Annotated in this window: 16 protein-coding genes and 2 pseudogenes; 11 read left to right on the top strand and 7 right to left on the bottom strand. The window is 69.3% G+C overall.

Annotated features, from left to right (window positions below):
- Positions 1 to 80 precede the first annotated feature (80 nt).
- Positions 81 to 560: a flavin reductase family protein gene (locus IEZ21_RS17015; RefSeq protein WP_189322903.1), complete on the top strand. Its 480-nt coding sequence runs from the start codon at positions 81 to 83 to the stop codon at positions 558 to 560.
- On the opposite strand, the gene IEZ21_RS17020 is transcribed toward IEZ21_RS17015, so the two are convergent.
- The 3 genes and pseudogenes from IEZ21_RS17020 to IEZ21_RS17030 all read right to left on the bottom strand — a co-directional run.
- Positions 553 to 1,530, bottom strand: a complete 978-nt coding sequence (locus IEZ21_RS17020) for an SMP-30/gluconolactonase/LRE family protein (RefSeq protein WP_189322734.1) — start codon at positions 1,528 to 1,530, stop codon at positions 553 to 555. The genes IEZ21_RS17015 and IEZ21_RS17020 overlap by 8 nt on opposite strands.
- Complete coding sequence (locus tag IEZ21_RS17025; RefSeq protein WP_246567818.1) at positions 1,527 to 2,165, bottom strand: diguanylate cyclase; 639 nt, start codon at positions 2,163 to 2,165, stop codon at positions 1,527 to 1,529. Before IEZ21_RS17025 ends, IEZ21_RS17020 begins: the two co-directional genes overlap by 4 nt.
- Positions 2,166 to 2,275: 110 nt before the next feature.
- Positions 2,276 to 2,479 (bottom strand): annotated as a pseudogene (locus IEZ21_RS17030) (DUF7218 family protein); the annotation flags it as partial.
- Positions 2,480 to 2,579: 100 nt separating this feature from the next.
- Here IEZ21_RS17030 and IEZ21_RS17035 point away from each other — a divergent pair.
- Together IEZ21_RS17035 and IEZ21_RS17040 are read left to right on the top strand one after the other, a co-directional pair.
- Positions 2,580 to 3,545 (top strand): LLM class F420-dependent oxidoreductase, encoded by a 966-nt coding sequence (locus tag IEZ21_RS17035; RefSeq protein ID WP_189322735.1) that lies wholly within the window; start codon positions 2,580 to 2,582, stop codon positions 3,543 to 3,545.
- A gap of 30 nt (positions 3,546 to 3,575) precedes the next feature.
- Complete coding sequence (locus tag IEZ21_RS17040) at positions 3,576 to 3,947, top strand: VOC family protein (RefSeq protein WP_189322736.1); 372 nt, start codon at positions 3,576 to 3,578, stop codon at positions 3,945 to 3,947.
- A 10-nt stretch (positions 3,948 to 3,957) separates the two neighbouring features.
- On the opposite strand, the gene IEZ21_RS17045 is transcribed toward IEZ21_RS17040, so the two are convergent.
- Entirely contained in the window at positions 3,958 to 4,344 is a 387-nt protein-coding gene (locus IEZ21_RS17045) for a VOC family protein (RefSeq protein WP_189322737.1), read from the bottom strand.
- Between the two features lie 71 nt (positions 4,345 to 4,415).
- Between IEZ21_RS17045 and IEZ21_RS17050 the strand changes: the two genes are divergently transcribed.
- A complete protein-coding gene (locus IEZ21_RS17050; protein WP_189322738.1) occupies positions 4,416 to 4,958 on the top strand; it encodes a GNAT family N-acetyltransferase in 543 nt (180 codons plus the stop codon).
- 3 nt (positions 4,959 to 4,961) lie between these two features.
- Here the strand turns inward: IEZ21_RS17050 and IEZ21_RS17055 are convergent, their stop codons facing one another.
- Positions 4,962 to 5,645: a glycerophosphodiester phosphodiesterase gene (locus IEZ21_RS17055; RefSeq protein ID WP_189322739.1), complete on the bottom strand. Its 684-nt coding sequence runs from the start codon at positions 5,643 to 5,645 to the stop codon at positions 4,962 to 4,964.
- A 415-nt stretch (positions 5,646 to 6,060) separates the two neighbouring features.
- Here IEZ21_RS17055 and IEZ21_RS17060 point away from each other — a divergent pair, with 415 nt between their 5' ends.
- The 3 genes from IEZ21_RS17060 to IEZ21_RS17070 are packed head-to-tail and all read left to right on the top strand — an operon-like array spanning position 6,061 to position 9,310.
- Complete coding sequence (locus IEZ21_RS17060; protein ID WP_189322740.1) at positions 6,061 to 7,458, top strand: DUF6421 family protein; 1,398 nt, start codon at positions 6,061 to 6,063, stop codon at positions 7,456 to 7,458.
- A gap of 38 nt (positions 7,459 to 7,496) precedes the next feature.
- Complete coding sequence (locus IEZ21_RS17065) at positions 7,497 to 8,243, top strand: SDR family NAD(P)-dependent oxidoreductase (protein WP_189322741.1); 747 nt, start codon at positions 7,497 to 7,499, stop codon at positions 8,241 to 8,243.
- Positions 8,240 to 9,310 carry a threonine aldolase family protein gene (locus IEZ21_RS17070; RefSeq protein ID WP_189322742.1) on the top strand — a complete coding sequence of 357 codons (1,071 nt, stop codon included), beginning with the start codon at positions 8,240 to 8,242 and terminating at the stop codon, positions 9,308 to 9,310. Before IEZ21_RS17065 ends, IEZ21_RS17070 begins: the two co-directional genes overlap by 4 nt.
- Positions 9,311 to 9,358: 48 nt before the next feature.
- On the opposite strand, the gene IEZ21_RS17075 is transcribed toward IEZ21_RS17070, so the two are convergent.
- Complete coding sequence (locus IEZ21_RS17075) at positions 9,359 to 10,087, bottom strand: lysophospholipid acyltransferase family protein (RefSeq protein WP_033318643.1); 729 nt, start codon at positions 10,085 to 10,087, stop codon at positions 9,359 to 9,361.
- Positions 10,088 to 10,302: 215 nt separating this feature from the next.
- Between IEZ21_RS17075 and IEZ21_RS17080 the strand changes: the two are divergent.
- From IEZ21_RS17080 to IEZ21_RS17095, 4 genes and pseudogenes are all read left to right on the top strand, one after another.
- A pseudogene (locus tag IEZ21_RS17080) lies at positions 10,303 to 10,697 on the top strand (TlpA family protein disulfide reductase).
- Positions 10,698 to 10,916: 219 nt separating this feature from the next.
- The gene (locus tag IEZ21_RS17085; protein ID WP_189322744.1) at positions 10,917 to 11,426 is read left to right on the top strand and encodes a flavin reductase family protein; all 510 of its coding nucleotides are present in this window, start codon (positions 10,917 to 10,919) and stop codon (positions 11,424 to 11,426) included.
- A gap of 217 nt (positions 11,427 to 11,643) precedes the next feature.
- On the top strand, positions 11,644 to 12,429 hold the full coding sequence (locus IEZ21_RS17090; RefSeq protein ID WP_033318641.1) for an electron transfer flavoprotein subunit beta/FixA family protein: 786 nt from the start codon (positions 11,644 to 11,646) through the stop codon (positions 12,427 to 12,429).
- 54 nt (positions 12,430 to 12,483) lie between these two features.
- Positions 12,484 to 13,446: an electron transfer flavoprotein subunit alpha/FixB family protein gene (locus IEZ21_RS17095; protein ID WP_189322745.1), complete on the top strand. Its 963-nt coding sequence runs from the start codon at positions 12,484 to 12,486 to the stop codon at positions 13,444 to 13,446.
- A gap of 81 nt (positions 13,447 to 13,527) precedes the next feature.
- Here IEZ21_RS17095 and IEZ21_RS17100 read toward each other — a convergent pair whose 3' ends face one another.
- A complete protein-coding gene (locus IEZ21_RS17100) occupies positions 13,528 to 14,436 on the bottom strand; it encodes an endonuclease/exonuclease/phosphatase family protein (RefSeq protein WP_189322746.1) in 909 nt (302 codons plus the stop codon).
- Positions 14,437 to 14,446: the final 10 nt, after the last annotated feature.

The raw sequence follows: 14,446 nt of genomic DNA on the forward strand, positions 1-14,446 counted from the left end.
CCCGTCGAGGGCTGCCCGCGCGACCCGGCCGGGTGGGGCTTTGGGCCGGGCGTCAGCAGCAGGGAGCGGCCGTGACCGCCATGCAGCCGTTCCTCGACCGGCTCGACCACCCCGTGTACGTGGTGACCGTCGCGGCCGACGGAGAGCGAGCCGGCTGCCTGGTGACCTTCGCCTCGCCGTGCTCGATCAAGCCCGCCCGTTTCATGGTCTGGCTGTCGACGCTGAACCGGACCTACCGGGTGGCAAGGTCCGCCGAACAACTCGCCGTACATCTGCTCGGCCGCGACCAGCACGGGCTCGCGGAACTGTTCGGCGGCGAGACCGGCGACCGCGTGGACAAGTTCGCCCGCACGGCCTGGACGCCGGGCCCCGGTGGCGTTCCTGTGCTGGACGACACGCTCGCCTGGTTCGCCGGCCGGGTCGAAGGGCACGTCGACACGGGCGATCACATCGGCTTCCTCCTCAGCCCTGTCGCGGGCGAGGCACAGGAGCGAACGGAGCGGGAGCCGCTGTGCCTGAGCGATGTCGTCGACGTCACCGCAGGGCATCCCGTCAGCTGAGTTCGGGCAGTTCACACACGGCGATCCCGTCCTCCAGGAGGCTGCCCAGCACCAGGGCGCCCTCGTGTGCGTACACGCTGGTCACCATCCGGTAGCCCGCCCTGCGCCGCCTGAGGTCGTGGCGGACGCCGCCGTCGGGGCCGATGCCCATGACGCGTGCGACCGGCAGCGGGCGGATGTGCAGGGGGCGTACGGCTCGCCAGACCGCCCGGCGGACCTGGACCGGCGCGTGCCGCAGCCAGTCGAGGGGCGCTTGCCGTGGGCCCGCGAGGGCGACCCAGATCGCCCCGTCCGCGGCACGGGAGAGGTTGTCCGGGAAGCCCGGGAGGTCCTCGATCAGAGTGTCGCGGTGGCCGGCCCGCGGCCCGGACAGCCACAGCCGGGTCAGACGGTACGCGCCGGTCTCGGCCACCACGACACAGGACTCGTCCTCGGACAGCACGACTCCGTTGGCGAAGTCGAGGCCGTCCAGCAGGACCTCCGGCGCGCCGTCGTCGGGCCGGAGCCGGAACAGCCGGCCCGTCGCCGTGTGCTCCATCAGATCGCCGAGCCAGTCCTGAAGGCCGTATCGCGTGCTGGAAGCGGTGAAGTACACGGTGCCGTCCGCCGCCGCGATCGCGTTGCTGCAGAACCGCAGCGGCGCGCCCGCCACGGAGTCGACGAGAACCTCGACCTTGCCCTCGCCGGAGCCGCCGGAGTCGGGGGTGACGCGCAGCAGTCCGCGCTCCGCGTCGCACACCAGCAGCCGTCCGTCCGGCAGGACCTCGAGCCCCAGCGGCCGTCCTCCGGTGCGGGCGACCTGCTCCACCCGGGCGGGACCGTGGGGATGGACGCGCAGGATGCGACCGTCCTCGACGCCCGTGACCACGCGCCCTTCGTGGTCGACGACCACGTCCTCCGGGCCATTACCGCCGAGCGGGATCCGACGCGGGGACGGCAGCGGTCGAGGGGCGGTTCGTCGTGGTGTCATGAAGAGCGTTGTGCCCGGATGCAGCGCCTCAACTCCTCGGCGTAGGGCAGCGCGACACCGGCACCGATCACCACGCCCAGACCCAGCAGATAGGGGGCGGGCAGCGGCCTGTCCTTGGGCAGCAGCTTCCAGTCGTCGCGGCCGGGACCGCCACGCAGCGTCGCACGCACCTGATCCGCGTGCAGGCAGCCGATGAAGGCGAGCCCCGCCAGCGGCAGCACCTCCAGGAAACTGTGGATGTGCTGCTCGACGGGACGGACTTCGCGCTTCTCGGTCGCCAGGGTCACGTCGTAGAGGGCGGTGGCGCCGTGGGCCGCCGCGGCCCCGCCCATGACGGACAGGACAAGGGGATTGATCCGGGCCAGCAGGCCCATGACGACCGGGACCCCGGCCTCGGTCATCATGAGCGCGTGCACGACGGACTCCTTCGTGCCGGACGTGTGCTCGATCCGGGTGCGCCGGTGCATCCACCAGTCGGCGACCGCGGGCACGACCCACAAAGGCAGCACACCGTAGAGCAGAAACCTCCGGTTCGCGTCCTCCACGTCGGTGGAAGAGAAGGAGACCGGCAACCGGGCGCGTCCCCGCCGCCAGTGCCTCCAGGAGTCGGTCAGGGACTTGCCGGGCAGAGCCATGGAAACCTCCGTCGCAACACGAGGATGTGACGTGCCCGGCTCCGGTACCCGGCACCGGCCCGGGCACACTCACCGTCGGCCGTCGCGCCGGGCTTGCGACGGGCTCGGCGTCAGCGGTCCCGCAGCGCCTTGATCAGCTCGTCCTTCGACATCGAGGAACGGCCCTTGATGCCGACCTTCTTGGCTTCCTCGTAGACGTCCGACTTCGACTGTTCCTCGTACTTGCCGCGCTTGCCGCCCTTGCGGGAGGAGGACGTCGGGCTGTTGGCGATCCGCGCCGCCTTCTCCTTGCTCGCGCCCTCACGGCGCATCGACTGATACGTCTTCTAGTCCTTGATCTGCGGCCTGGGCATGAAGATCCCTTCCTTCCTCGAAAGCAGGTTTCGGGTACCCCCGACCGGCCACCCGGAACACATGGTGCGAATCGGATACACGATGATGACCGAGCAGGCCGGCCCCCGTGAGCTCGTACGGCATGTGGTGGCCGCGGAGCAGGCCGGATTCGACTTCTCCGTCACCTCGGACCACTACTTCCCGTGGCTCGAGGAACAGGGCCACGCCCCGTACGCGTGGAGCGTGCTCGGCGCCGCGGCCCAGGCCACCTCCACGATTCCCCTGATGACGTACGTGACCTGCCCGACGACCCGCTATCACCCGGCGGTCGTCGCGCAGAAGGCCGCCACCACGCAGCTGCTCGCCGAGGGCCGCTTCCGGCTCGGGCTCGGCTCCGGCGAGAACCTCAACGAGCATGTGGTGGGCGGCGGTTGGCCCGCCGCGCACGTGCGGCTCGAGATGCTGGAAGAGGCCGTGGAGATCATCCGCGCCCTGTTCACCGGTGAGACGCTGAACCACCACGGCGAGCACTTCGACGTGGTCAACGCCAAGCTGTACGACCTCCCCGACGAACCGACCCCGATCGGCATCGCCGCCTCGGGCGAGCACTCCTGCGCACTCGCCGGCCAGCTGGCCGATCTGCTGATCGCCACCGAGCCCAAGCCCGAGCTGGTGGACTCCTTCGACCGCCACGGCGGAACCGGCAAGCCCAGGGTGGGCCAACTCCCCGTCTGCTACGACCCCGACAAGGACGCCGCCGTCACCCGGGCCCACGAGCAGTTCCGCTGGTCGCTCGGCGGCTGGCCGGTCAACGCCGAACTCCCGGGCCCCGCGAACTTCGACGCGGCCACCGGGAACGTACGCCCGGAGGACGTCGCACAGACCATCCCGTGCGGCGACGACGTCGACACCTTCGTCGAGGCCGTACGCCCCTACGTCACGGCGGGCTTCACCGAGATCGCCCTCGTCCAGGTCGGCGGCGACCACCAACTCCCGTTCCTGGAGTGGGCGGAGAAGAAGCTGCTACCGGCGCTGAAGGAACTGTGAACGAGACCCGAGCGAAAGGACGTCCGCACCATGGCCATCGCCGAGTACCGCCTCGTAGCCCTGGACTGCCCGGATCCACCGGCTCTCGCCGGCTTCTACGCGGGCGTGCTCGGCGGTGACGTGAAGCAGTACAACGACGACTGGTACGACCTCTACGTGCCCGGCGGCCAGCACCTCGCGTTCCAGCGCGCTCTCGGCCACCGCCCGCCCGACTGGCCGCGCGCCGACGACAACTCCCAGCAGATGCATCTGGACTTCACCGTCCCGGACATCGACACCGCCGAGACCCAGGTACTGGCCCTCGGCGCCACCCCACTCGACCTGGACGACGAGAACGGTCGGCGCCGCTTCCGCGTGTACGCGGATCCGGTGGGACACCCGTTCTGCCTGTGCTGGGACTGACGAGGGAGGCTTACGGCCGATACCGCAGTGGATGGTCCGCCGGTATCTCCACCACCACGATCTCGGTTCCGTCCGGATCGGTGAGCCACATCTCGATCAGACCCCACGGTTCCTTGACCGGGGGCCGCAGGATCTCGACGCCCCGAGCCGTCAGCTCCTCGTACGCGGCTGTCGCGTCCGCCACCTGGAGCCACAGTTTGACCGCGGGGGAGGGGGGTTCGGCGGAGCGGCCGGCGACTTCCAGGAAGCCGCCGCCGAGGAAGTAGACGGTGCCGCGTTCGGGGCCGGTGCCGAACTCGCGGTAGACGGCGAGACCCAGTTGCTCGCCGTAGAAGGCGCGGGAGCGCTCGGGGTCGGTCGGGCGGAGCAGGGTCCGGCTGCTCAGTACATGCACCATGGAGCCGCACCCTAATAGGAGAGTTACGCTCTTCGGTGCCCGAGCCGCGCCGAGATTCGGAGAACCCTTCCATGGACACCGCCGCCTCCACCGGACTGACCTTCCGCGATGCCACGGACGCCGACGTCGACGCTCTGGTCGCGCTGATCGAGTCGGCCTACCGCGGGGACTCCAGCCGGACCGGCTGGACCACCGAGGCGGACATCCTCCAGGGGCAGCGGACGGACCCGGAGGGCGTGCTCGAGGTCATCAAGTCGCCCGACAGCAGGCTGCGTACCGTCGAGCGCGACGGCACCCTGATCGCCTGCTGCCAGCTCGAACACCGCGGTGACCACGCCTACTTCGGCATGTTCGCGGTCAGCCCGGCGCAGCAGGGCGGGGGCCTCGGAAAGGTGATCCTCGCCGAGGCCGAGCGATACGCGCGCGAGATCTGGGGCGCCGCGGAGATGCACATGACCGTGATCACCGCACGAGAAGACCTCATCGCCTGGTACGAGCGGCGCGGCTACCGCCGTACGGGACAGATGACGCCCTTCCCGTACGGCGACGAGCGGTTCGGCATCCCGCAGCGCGACGACCTGCAGTTCGAGCTGCTGGTCAAGCCGCTCGCATAGCCGTTACGCCGTGAAGCGGCCCGTGCGCTTGATCTCCGGGTAGTCGGTGGTCGCGCCGTCCAGCTCCAGGGCGCGTACCAGCCGCAGATGATCCTGCGTGTTCACCACCCAGCCGATGATCCGCAGATCCGCCTTGCGTGCGCACTCGACGACCTCCAGGGTGAGCCGCCGGATGTTCAGTACGACACTGGTGGCGCCGACCGCGGTGGCGCGCTCGACGACATCGGTGCCGTAGCGACTGGCGACCAGCCCGGTGCGTACGCCCGGGACGAGCCGCGCGATCTCGGCGATCGCCTCGTCGTGGAACGACAGCACCTCGACCCGGTCGGCCAGATCCCGCCGGTGCATGACCTCGGCGAGCGCCTGAGCCGCCGCGACGTCCTTGATCTCGGCCTGGAGCGGGGCCGTGACGGCGTCCAGGACCTCCTCGAAGACCGGGATGCGCTCACCGCGGCCCGCGTCCAGTGCGCGCAGCTCGGCGAGGGTCTGCTCGGCGATCGGCCCCGAACCGTCGGTCGTCCGGTCCACGTCGGCGTCGTGCATGACGACGAGCGCGCCGTCCTTGCTCAGATGCAGATCGAGTTCGATCACGTCGAGGCCGGCCTGCTCGGCGGCGACGAAGGAACGGAGGGTGTTCTCGGGTTCGACACCCATGATTCCGCGATGACCGATGGTGAGGAAGTTCAAGACTGGCTCCGCTTCCGTCGACGGCGGCTCGGCTGCCGCGCGCTGCGGTCCCGTGCCCACGCGGCCAGGCGGCAGCCTAATCGCCCGGCTCGACGATGAACCCGGTCCGAACGAGAGGAATCACGCCGTCCAGCTGCCTGTCAGACGCTGTGCAGCCGCCCGGGCGCAGCCTGTTGCGGTGGCCCGGCTCACCCCTGGGTGGGCGAGTCCCGAGGCGGGTTGACCGGCCCCACGTCGACCGGCCGCATCGCTACCCAGGCGGCGGTGGAACTAATCGCCGAAACGGTATCCGGCAGGAAAAAGAGCGGTGAAGGTAGGGGTGACGCAGGACGATTTCCCGAACCTCCACTTGTGGGAGAGAACCCCACATGCATACGGTGTGGGTACGCGAGGTTCTCCCGTGGAGGATGGGGTCATGACGGAAATTCTTGTGCAGGTGGGTACGGAGGAGCAGGTTCCTCCCAGTGGCAGGGTGGTGGAGCACCCGGCCTGGCCCGTGCTCAAGGATGCCGTGGAGCGGATCCGGCCATGGCAGTCCAAGGACGGCTCGATCGACTTCGAAGCCGAGGGCGCCCCCGATCCCGGCGACGCTGAGCTCGCCGTACGCCGTGTCGTGGACGCCGTCGAGGCGCTCGCCCCGCTGCTGCCGCACGACGCCGCGTACCACAAGGCGCTCGCCGACGACCTGCGCCGCTGGGCCGACGACGGCTTCAAGGTGCCCGACTTCCTCGACTCGCTGCTGGCCTTCCAGCCCGCCGCCAACCGCCGGGACGGCCTCCAGCACCTGGTCGTCTTCCCGATGTACACGCAGAACGGCAACCCGAACCGCAACCTCGAAGCCCTCGTGCTGCGCATGGTCTGGCCGGACTGGCTCGCCGAGCTGGAGCGCACCCGCTACGACAACCCGCTGTTCTGCGGCATCACCTTCGAGGACTTCACCTCGGGCTACGACACCAACTCGGCCGTCCTCTTCCCGGAGACCATCGCCGTACGCGAGGCCCCCGAGCGGTTCAGCTGGGGCGGCATCTTCTGTGACCGCGAGGCCGCCCGGTTCCGCCGGGTCACCGAGGCCGCCGTCGGCATCCTCGGGCTCGAACTTCCCGACGACGTACGCGAGATGGTCGCCGACCAGGACCGCTGCCAGCAGGCCTTCGTCCTGTGGGACATGGTCCACGACCGCACCCACAGCCATGGCGACCTGCCCTTCGACCCGTTCATGATCAAGCAGCGCCAGCCCTTCTGGATGTACGGCCTGGAGGAGCTGCGCTGCGACCTCACCGCCTTCAAGGAGGCCGTGAAGCTGGAGGCCGACGGCGTCCCGCAGGGCCGTGACGTCCAGTACGCGGTGCTGTTCGACCGGATGTTCCGCTTCCCGGTCACCGGAGAGCGCGTCCGTAACTACGACGGCCTCGGCGGCCAGCTGCTCTTCGCGTACCTGCACAAGCACGATGTCGTCCGCTGGAGGGACAACAAGCTGTCCATCGACTGGCAGCGCGCCCCGCAGGTCACCAACGAGCTGTGCGCAGAGATCGAGAAGCTGTACCGCGACGGCATCGACCGTCCGAAGCTGGTCCACTGGTTCGCCGGCTACGAACTGGTCTCCACCTACCTCGCCCCGCACCCGGGCTCCAAGTGGGCCAAGGGCCCGGACGCCCTGGATCTGAGCCAGCCGCCGCGAAAACTCGTCGATGACGTGCTTCCGGACGAGTTTCCGCTGAGCATGTTCTATGAAGCACTCTCCAAGAAGCTGAAGAACGTGATCGCCTCAACCCGGGGCATCACCGGAGAGCGCGCCGAGCGGGTCGCTGCGTGAGCGACGTCGCGATCAACATTGCTCAGGAGGCGAGGACCATGGGGAACGGGGCGCTCGACGGCGCGGTGATCGCGGTGGCCGGTGCGGGTGGTCCGGCCGGCCGGGCAGCGTTGATGCGGCTCGCCGAGGCGGGAGCGGTCGTCATCGGCTCCGACAACGATCCGGAGCGGCTCGCGGAGGCCGTGGACGCGGCGAGCTACGCACACGGCGGCGCCACCGTCGTCGGGGACACGGTCGACCTGCTCGACCGGCAGTCGTCCCAGGACTGGGCCACCCGCATCGAGAAGGACTTCGGCCGCGTCGACGGCCTGGTCCACCTCGTCGGCGGCTGGCGCGGCAGCGAGACCTTCACCAGGACGAGCCTCGACGACTGGGACTTCCTCGAGATGCTGCTCATCCGTACCGTGGCGCACACCTCCCTCGCCTTCCACGAGGCCTTGCAGCGCAGCGATCGCGGCCGCTACGTCCTGATCAGCGCCGCGGGCGCGAGCAAGCCCACCGCGGGCAACGCCGCCTACGCCGCCGCGAAGGCCGCGGCCGAGGCCTGGACGCTGGCCCTGGCCGACTTCTTCCGCAAGGCGGGGGGCGAGTCCGGGCCCACGTCGGCGGCTGCGATCCTGGTCGTGAAGGCGTTGGTGCACGACGCGATGCGCGCCGAGCGCCCCAACGCGAAGTTCGCGGGCTTCACGGACGTCAGGGAGCTGGCCGAGGCCATCGTCGACGTCTGGGAGCGGCCCGCCGCCGAAGTGAACGGACAGCGTCTGTGGCTGACAAAGAAGCCGTGAACCCTCCGAAGACCGACGCGCGGCGTCATCACGACCCGGAGGTCCGTGGCTTCGCCAGCGACAACTACGCGGGGGCCCATCCCGAGGTGCTCGCCGCCCTGGCCCTGGCCAACAGCGGCCACCAGGTCTCGTACGGCGAGGACGCGTACACCGACCACCTCCAGCAGGTGATGCGCAGTCACTTCGGTGCGACGGCCGAGGTGTTCCCCGTCTTCAACGGCACGGGGGCCAACGTCGTGGCACTCCAGGCGCTCACGGACCGCTGGGGTGCGGTGATCTGCGCGGAGAGTGCGCACATCAACGTCGACGAGGGCGGCGCCCCCGAGCGCATGGGCGGCCTCAAGCTGCTGACGGTGCCCACTCCCGACGGCAAGCTCACGCCGGAGCTGATCGACCGGCAGGCGTACGGCTGGGAGGACGAGCACCGCGCGATGCCGCAGGTCGTCTCGATCACCCAGAACACCGAACTCGGCACCATCTACACGCCCGAGGAGATCCGAGCGATCTGCGAACACGCTCACGCCCACGGCATGAAGGTGCACCTCGACGGCGCCCGGATCGCCAACGCCGCCGCCTCGCTGAACGTGCCGATGCGCGCGTTCACCAACGCGGTCGGCGTGGACGTCTTGTCCTTCGGCGGCACCAAGAACGGCGCGCTGTTCGGCGAGGCCGTCGTCGTCCTCAACCAGGACGCCGTCAGCCATATGAAGCACCTGCGCAAGCTGTCGATGCAGCTCGCCTCCAAGATGCGCTTCGTTTCCGTGCAGTTGGAGGCCCTGCTCGCCAAGGACCTGTGGCTGCGCAACGCCAGCCACTCCAACGAGATGGCCCAGCGCCTCGCCGAGGGCGTGCGCGCGGTGCACGGCGTCGAGATCCTCCACCCCGTCCAGGCCAACGCCGTCTTCGCCCGGCTGCCCCACGACGTCAGCGAACGCCTCCAGAAGCGCTACCGCTTCTACTTCTGGGACGAGGCCGCGGGCGACGTCCGCTGGATGTGCTCCTTCGACACGACGGAGGACGACGTGGACGGCTTCGTGGCGGCACTGAAGGAGGAGATGGCGCGCTAGTGCCCCGACAGGCTCGCGACAAACCGGGCGTCGACGCGCAGTTCTCGCTCAGCGTGCCTCGGCGGCCTTTACCTCTTCGGGCGTCGGAGCCGTGCCGCCGAGATGGGCCGGCATCCACCAGGTGTCGCTCGGGTCCTTGGGGCGTACGGGGTAGGCGCGCTGGGCGGCTTCCAGGAGTTCCTGGACGCGCTCGCGTACTTGGCGGGTGATCGCGCCCGCGTACTTGTCGCGGGAGGCCTCGATCGCCTCGCCCACGCGGATGGTGATCGGGATGTGGCTGCGCTTGAAGTTCTTCGGGTGACCCTTCGTCCACAGTCGCTGCGTACCCCAAAGGGCCATCGGGATCAGCGGGACGCCGGCCTCCTGGGCCATGCGCGCGGCACCCGACTTGAAGCTCTTCAGCGTGTACGACTGCGAGATGGTGGCCTCGGGGAAGACCCCGACGATTTCACCGGAACGCAGTGAGTCCAGCGCGTGCGCGTACGCAGCCTCACCGTTCTTGCGGTCCACGGGGATGTGCTTCATGTTGCGCATCAGCGGGCCGGAGACCTTGTGCCGGAACACCGACTCCTTCGCCATAAAACGGACCAGGCGCTTCTGCGGCAGGGCGGCGAGACCGTCGAAGATGAAGTCGAGGTAGCTGATGTGATTGCTCACCAGCACCGCACCGCCCGAGCGCGGGATGTTCTCCGATCCCTTGCAGTCGATCTTCAGGTCCCAGGCCTTGAACAGCGTGCGGGCGAGACCGATGGCGGGACGGTAGGCAAGCTCAGCCATGGACGGAGTGGACCCTTCTCTCTGCCTGGGAAGGGGGCTCCCGGCGGGAAAGTTACGCAGCCGTAGGTTTACGGCATTGGGCAGATCGTGCCCGAAGAACGGACGAGTAGCCAGTCTTGGTTCCTTCGAACCGCGAGATTCTCGTCACTTCGGGGGACAGGCCCACTCCAGTGGGCCGGGAATCTTCGGGCTTTCATAAGTGCTGAAGTGTCGTGGTGCTCGCGGTGGCGAGCGACTACGGAGTGCCGCATCGGCAGCGGAGCAGGAGGTGAAAGTGCGCGGGCGTGACGGTGAAAAGCGGATCGGCGCGGCTGAGTTGGGGGAGAACCTCGGTGAACGGGCCACGCTCGTCCAGTTCTCCAGCGCCTTCTGCGCGCCCTGCCGCGCGACCCGCAGGGTGCTCGCCGAAGTGGCCGGAATGGTCCCGGGCGTGACACACATCGAGATCGACGCCGAGGACCACCTGAATCTCGTACGCGAACTCGACATCCTCAAGACCCCGACCGTGCTCGTGCTCGACACGAACGGATTCGTTGTGCGCCGAGCGACCGGGCAGCCGCGCAAGGCGGACGTGATCGCCGCGCTGGGTGAGGCCGTTGGAACGCCTTGACGGCAGCGGCATGTGCCCCGCGCCGCTGCCGGTGACGCATCTCCCAGATGTCGGAACACACTTGACTGTGCGCACCACCTATCGTCAGCCTGGCCGTGTGCCCCCGGAACTCCTTCTCCACGAGCGCGTCTACGTGGACCTCGCCCGCAACGCGAGCGCGCGCTGTCCGGTCTGTTGAGCAGTCCAGGACCTCGTCGCCCCCTGCAGAAGGACAACTCCATGACGGCCCTGCCCGGCCTCAGCACTCCCCAACTCGCCTCTCCCGACCTGCTCCGCTCCGTCTTCCGGCGGCACGCGGCCGGAGTCGCCGTGATCACCGCCCAGCGCGGCGGCAGCCCGGTCGGCTTCACCGCCACCTCGCTCACCTCCGTCTCGGCCGAGCCCCCGATGATCTCGTTCGGCATCGGCACGCACGCCTCGAGCTGGCCGGTGATCTCCGAGACGGAACACGTCGGCGTCCACATACTCGGCGAGCACCAGCGGGAGCTGGCCGCCACCTTCGCCCGCAGCGGCGCCGACCGTTTCGGCGCGGCCACAGGGTGGCGCCAGGGTCCGGAAGGGGTGCCCGTGCTCGACGACGTCCTGGCCTGGCTCGTGTGCCGGATCGTCGCGCGCGTACCCGCGGGGGACCACCGCGTCGTCCTCGCTGAGGTCGTCCTCGGGGATCCCACCGGCGCCGGGCGCCCACTGCTCTACCACCAGGGGCGCTTCCATGGTCTGCGCGACTGAGCGGCCCCGGCCCTGTGCATGAGCGTCGGATTCCGATTACGCTGCGTTGCAAAGGTCACAGTTCAAAGCGCTTGCTTAGCGGGCAAGAACTGGGTGTACTGGCGAGTAATATTTGGTTCGGAGCGCAGGCCGCCCCAACCGGGACGGGCCGCTTGAGGCGCCTATGCTGCCTGAAACAAAGCAGCTCGGAAATGACGATTGCAGTAGGAGAGCCGGCGTGAGCTTGAGGATCGTTGTCACTGTGAAGTACGTGCCCGACGCCACTGGCGACCGGCACTTCGCCGATGACCTGACCGTCGACCGCGACGACGTGGACGGTCTGCTCTCGGAGCTCGACGAGTACGCGGTCGAGCAGGCACTGCAGATCGCCGACGAGGCCGACGACGCTGAGATCACCGTCCTGACGGTGGGCCCGGAGGACGCCAAGGACGCGCTCCGCAAGGCCCTGTCCATGGGCGCCGACAAGGCCATCCATGTCGAGGACGACGACCTGCACGGCACCGACGCGATCGGCACCTCGCTGGTGCTGGCCAAGGCGATCGAGAAGGCCGGCTATGACCTGGTCATCTCCGGCATGGCGTCCACCGACGGCACCATGGGTGTCGTCCCCGCGCTGGTGGCCGAGCGCCTGGGCGTCCCGCAGGTCACCCTGCTCTCCGAGGTCTCCGTCGAGGACGGCACGGTCAAGGGCCGCCGCGACGGCGACTCCGCCTCCGAGCAGCTGGAGGCCTCCCTCCCGGCGGTCGTGTCCGTCACCGACCAGTCGGGCGAGGCGCGCTACCCGTCCTTCAAGGGCATCATGGCCGCCAAGAAGAAGCCGGTGACCTCCTGGGACCTGTCCGACCTCGACATCGAGGCCGAGGAGGTCGGCCTGGAGGGCGCCTACACGGTCGTCGACTCCGCCACAGAGCGCCCGGCGCGCACGGCCGGCACGATCGTCAAGGACGAGGGCGAGGGCGGCAAGCAGCTCGCTGAGTTCCTCGCGGGCCAGAAGTTCATCTAAGGCCCAGCCCGCTTACCGCCCCTCATCTTTCGCAAGCAGGAGAGAAGAAGTCCCATGGCTGAAGTTCTCGTCTACGTCGACCACGTGGACGGTGCCGTCCGCAAGCCCACCCTGGAGCTGCTGACCCTGGCCCGTCGCATCGGCGAGCCGGTCGCCGTCGCCCTCGGCGCGGGTGCCGCCGACACCGCCGCCGCGCTCGCCGAGCACGGCGCGACCCGCGTACTGACCGCCGACGCTCCTGAGTTCGCCGACTACCTGGTCGTACCGAAGGTGGACGCGCTGCAGGCCGCGTACGAGTCCGTCTCCCCGGCCGCCGTCCTTGTTCCCTCCTCGGCCGAGGGCAAGGAGATCGCCGCTCGCCTCGCGGTCCGTATCGGCTCGGGCATCATCACCGACGCCATCGACCTGGAGGCCGGCGACGAGGGTCCGGTGGCCACGCAGTCGGTGTTCGCCGCCGGCTTCTCCACCAAGTCCCGTGTCTCCAAGGGCACTCCGGTCATCACGGTCAAGCCGAACAGCGCGGCCGTGGAGCCCGCCCCGGCTGCCGGCGCGGTCGAGGCTCTGTCCGTGACCTTCTCGGACAAGGCGACCGGCACCAGGATCACGTCCCGTACGCCCCGTGAGTCCACCGGCCGCCCGGAGCTGACCGAGGCCGCGATCGTGGTCTCCGGCGGCCGTGGCGTCAACGGCGCGGAGAACTTCGCGATCATCGAGGCGCTCGCCGACTCCCTCGGCGCGGCCGTCGGCGCCTCGCGCGCCGCGGTGGACGCCGGCTGGTACCCGCACTCCAACCAGGTCGGCCAGACCGGCAAGTCCGTGTCCCCGCAGCTGTACATCGCCTCCGGTATCTCCGGCGCGATCCAGCACCGGGCCGGTATGCAGACCTCGAAGACGATCGTGGCGGTCAACAAGGACGCCGAGGCCCCGATCTTCGACCTGGTCGACTACGGCGTGGTCGGCGACCTCTTCGAGGTCGTCCCGCAGCTTACCGAGGAGATCAAGACCCGCAAGGGCTGAGCACCATTGAGCAGTACGAGGCCCCTGTGACCGTCGACGCGGTCACGGGGGCCTCGGCTCATCCCGGGCTCGTGCCCGTGCTCAGCCCAGAGCCAGGGACGCCTGGACGGGCAGATGGTCGCTCGGGAACTGGCCGTTCGCGGAGAAGGTGTTGATCGAGGCCCGGTGCGCGGTGACGCCGGGAGTGGTGAGGACCCAGTCGATACGGTCGCCGTCCGGGATCAGTGGCCGGTAACCGTGGAAGGTCGCGTACAGCTTGCTCCGCTCGGCCGCCGTGTCCCAGGTGTCGACGAGGCCGGCGCCCAGCATCGTGTCGTAGACCGGGTTCTTGTGCGCGGCGACGTTGAAGTCGCCGGTCACCACCAGCGGCAGTGACCGGTCGAGGCCCGCGATGCGCTCGGCGATCAGCTGGGCGGCACGCGCGCGTGCGTTCTGGCTCGCGTTGTCGAGGTGGGTGTTGAGGAAGTGGAACTCCCGCTCCCCGTCGCGCAGATCGCGGAAGCGGACCCAGGTCACCATGCGGATGGAGCCGCCGCCCCAGGTGTTCGAGCCGATGACGTTGGGTGTGTCGGAGAGCCAGAAGTGGTCGTACTCCACGGGGGCGAGCCGGCGGGTGTCGTAGAAGATCGCCATGAACTCGTCGCGGCTGCCGCCCGCGCGGCCCGTGCCGATCCAGTCGAAGTTCGGTCCGAGGTCGGCCTCGATGTCGCGCACCTGCTGGTAGAGGCCTTCCTGAGTGCCGATGACATGGAGGCTTTCGCGGCGCAGCAGTTCGCGCGTCACGGGGCGGCGGGCGGCCCAGCTGTTGGGTTCGCTGGTGCTCGCGTACCGCAGATTGAACGACATGACTTCCAGGCGGCGGCTGGATCTGTCCGGCGCCGCGGCGGTCGCGGTGAGGGGTGCTGTACTGGACAGAGGCAGGGCGACCGCGGCGGCGATGGCGGTCTTCAGGCCCAGACGACGCGTGACTCGGCTGTGCTTGATGGGCACGGGAGGGCTC

Source organism: Streptomyces flaveus (assembly GCF_014647675.1).
In the GTDB taxonomy this organism is placed as follows: Bacteria; Actinomycetota; Actinomycetes; order Streptomycetales; family Streptomycetaceae; genus Streptomyces; species Streptomyces flaveus.

What these genes read in the sequence shown, in the direction of transcription:
- IEZ21_RS17015 (WP_189322903.1), top strand. Translation starts at nt 81, where the DNA reads ATGCAGCCGTTCCTCGACCGGCTCGACCACCCCGTGTACGTGGTGACC.
- IEZ21_RS17020 (WP_189322734.1), bottom strand. Translation starts at nt 1,530, where the DNA reads ATGACACCACGACGAACCGCCCCTCGACCGCTGCCGTCCCCGCGTCGG.
- IEZ21_RS17025 (WP_246567818.1), bottom strand. Translation starts at nt 2,165, where the DNA reads ATGGCTCTGCCCGGCAAGTCCCTGACCGACTCCTGGAGGCACTGGCGG.
- IEZ21_RS17035 (WP_189322735.1), top strand. Translation starts at nt 2,580, where the DNA reads ATGGTGCGAATCGGATACACGATGATGACCGAGCAGGCCGGCCCCCGT.
- IEZ21_RS17040 (WP_189322736.1), top strand. Translation starts at nt 3,576, where the DNA reads ATGGCCATCGCCGAGTACCGCCTCGTAGCCCTGGACTGCCCGGATCCA.
- IEZ21_RS17045 (WP_189322737.1), bottom strand. Translation starts at nt 4,344, where the DNA reads ATGGTGCATGTACTGAGCAGCCGGACCCTGCTCCGCCCGACCGACCCC.
- IEZ21_RS17050 (WP_189322738.1), top strand. Translation starts at nt 4,416, where the DNA reads ATGGACACCGCCGCCTCCACCGGACTGACCTTCCGCGATGCCACGGAC.
- IEZ21_RS17060 (WP_189322740.1), top strand. Translation starts at nt 6,061, where the DNA reads ATGACGGAAATTCTTGTGCAGGTGGGTACGGAGGAGCAGGTTCCTCCC.
- IEZ21_RS17065 (WP_189322741.1), top strand. Translation starts at nt 7,497, where the DNA reads ATGGGGAACGGGGCGCTCGACGGCGCGGTGATCGCGGTGGCCGGTGCG.
- IEZ21_RS17075 (WP_033318643.1), bottom strand. Translation starts at nt 10,087, where the DNA reads ATGGCTGAGCTTGCCTACCGTCCCGCCATCGGTCTCGCCCGCACGCTG.
- IEZ21_RS17085 (WP_189322744.1), top strand. Translation starts at nt 10,917, where the DNA reads ATGACGGCCCTGCCCGGCCTCAGCACTCCCCAACTCGCCTCTCCCGAC.
- IEZ21_RS17095 (WP_189322745.1), top strand. Translation starts at nt 12,484, where the DNA reads ATGGCTGAAGTTCTCGTCTACGTCGACCACGTGGACGGTGCCGTCCGC.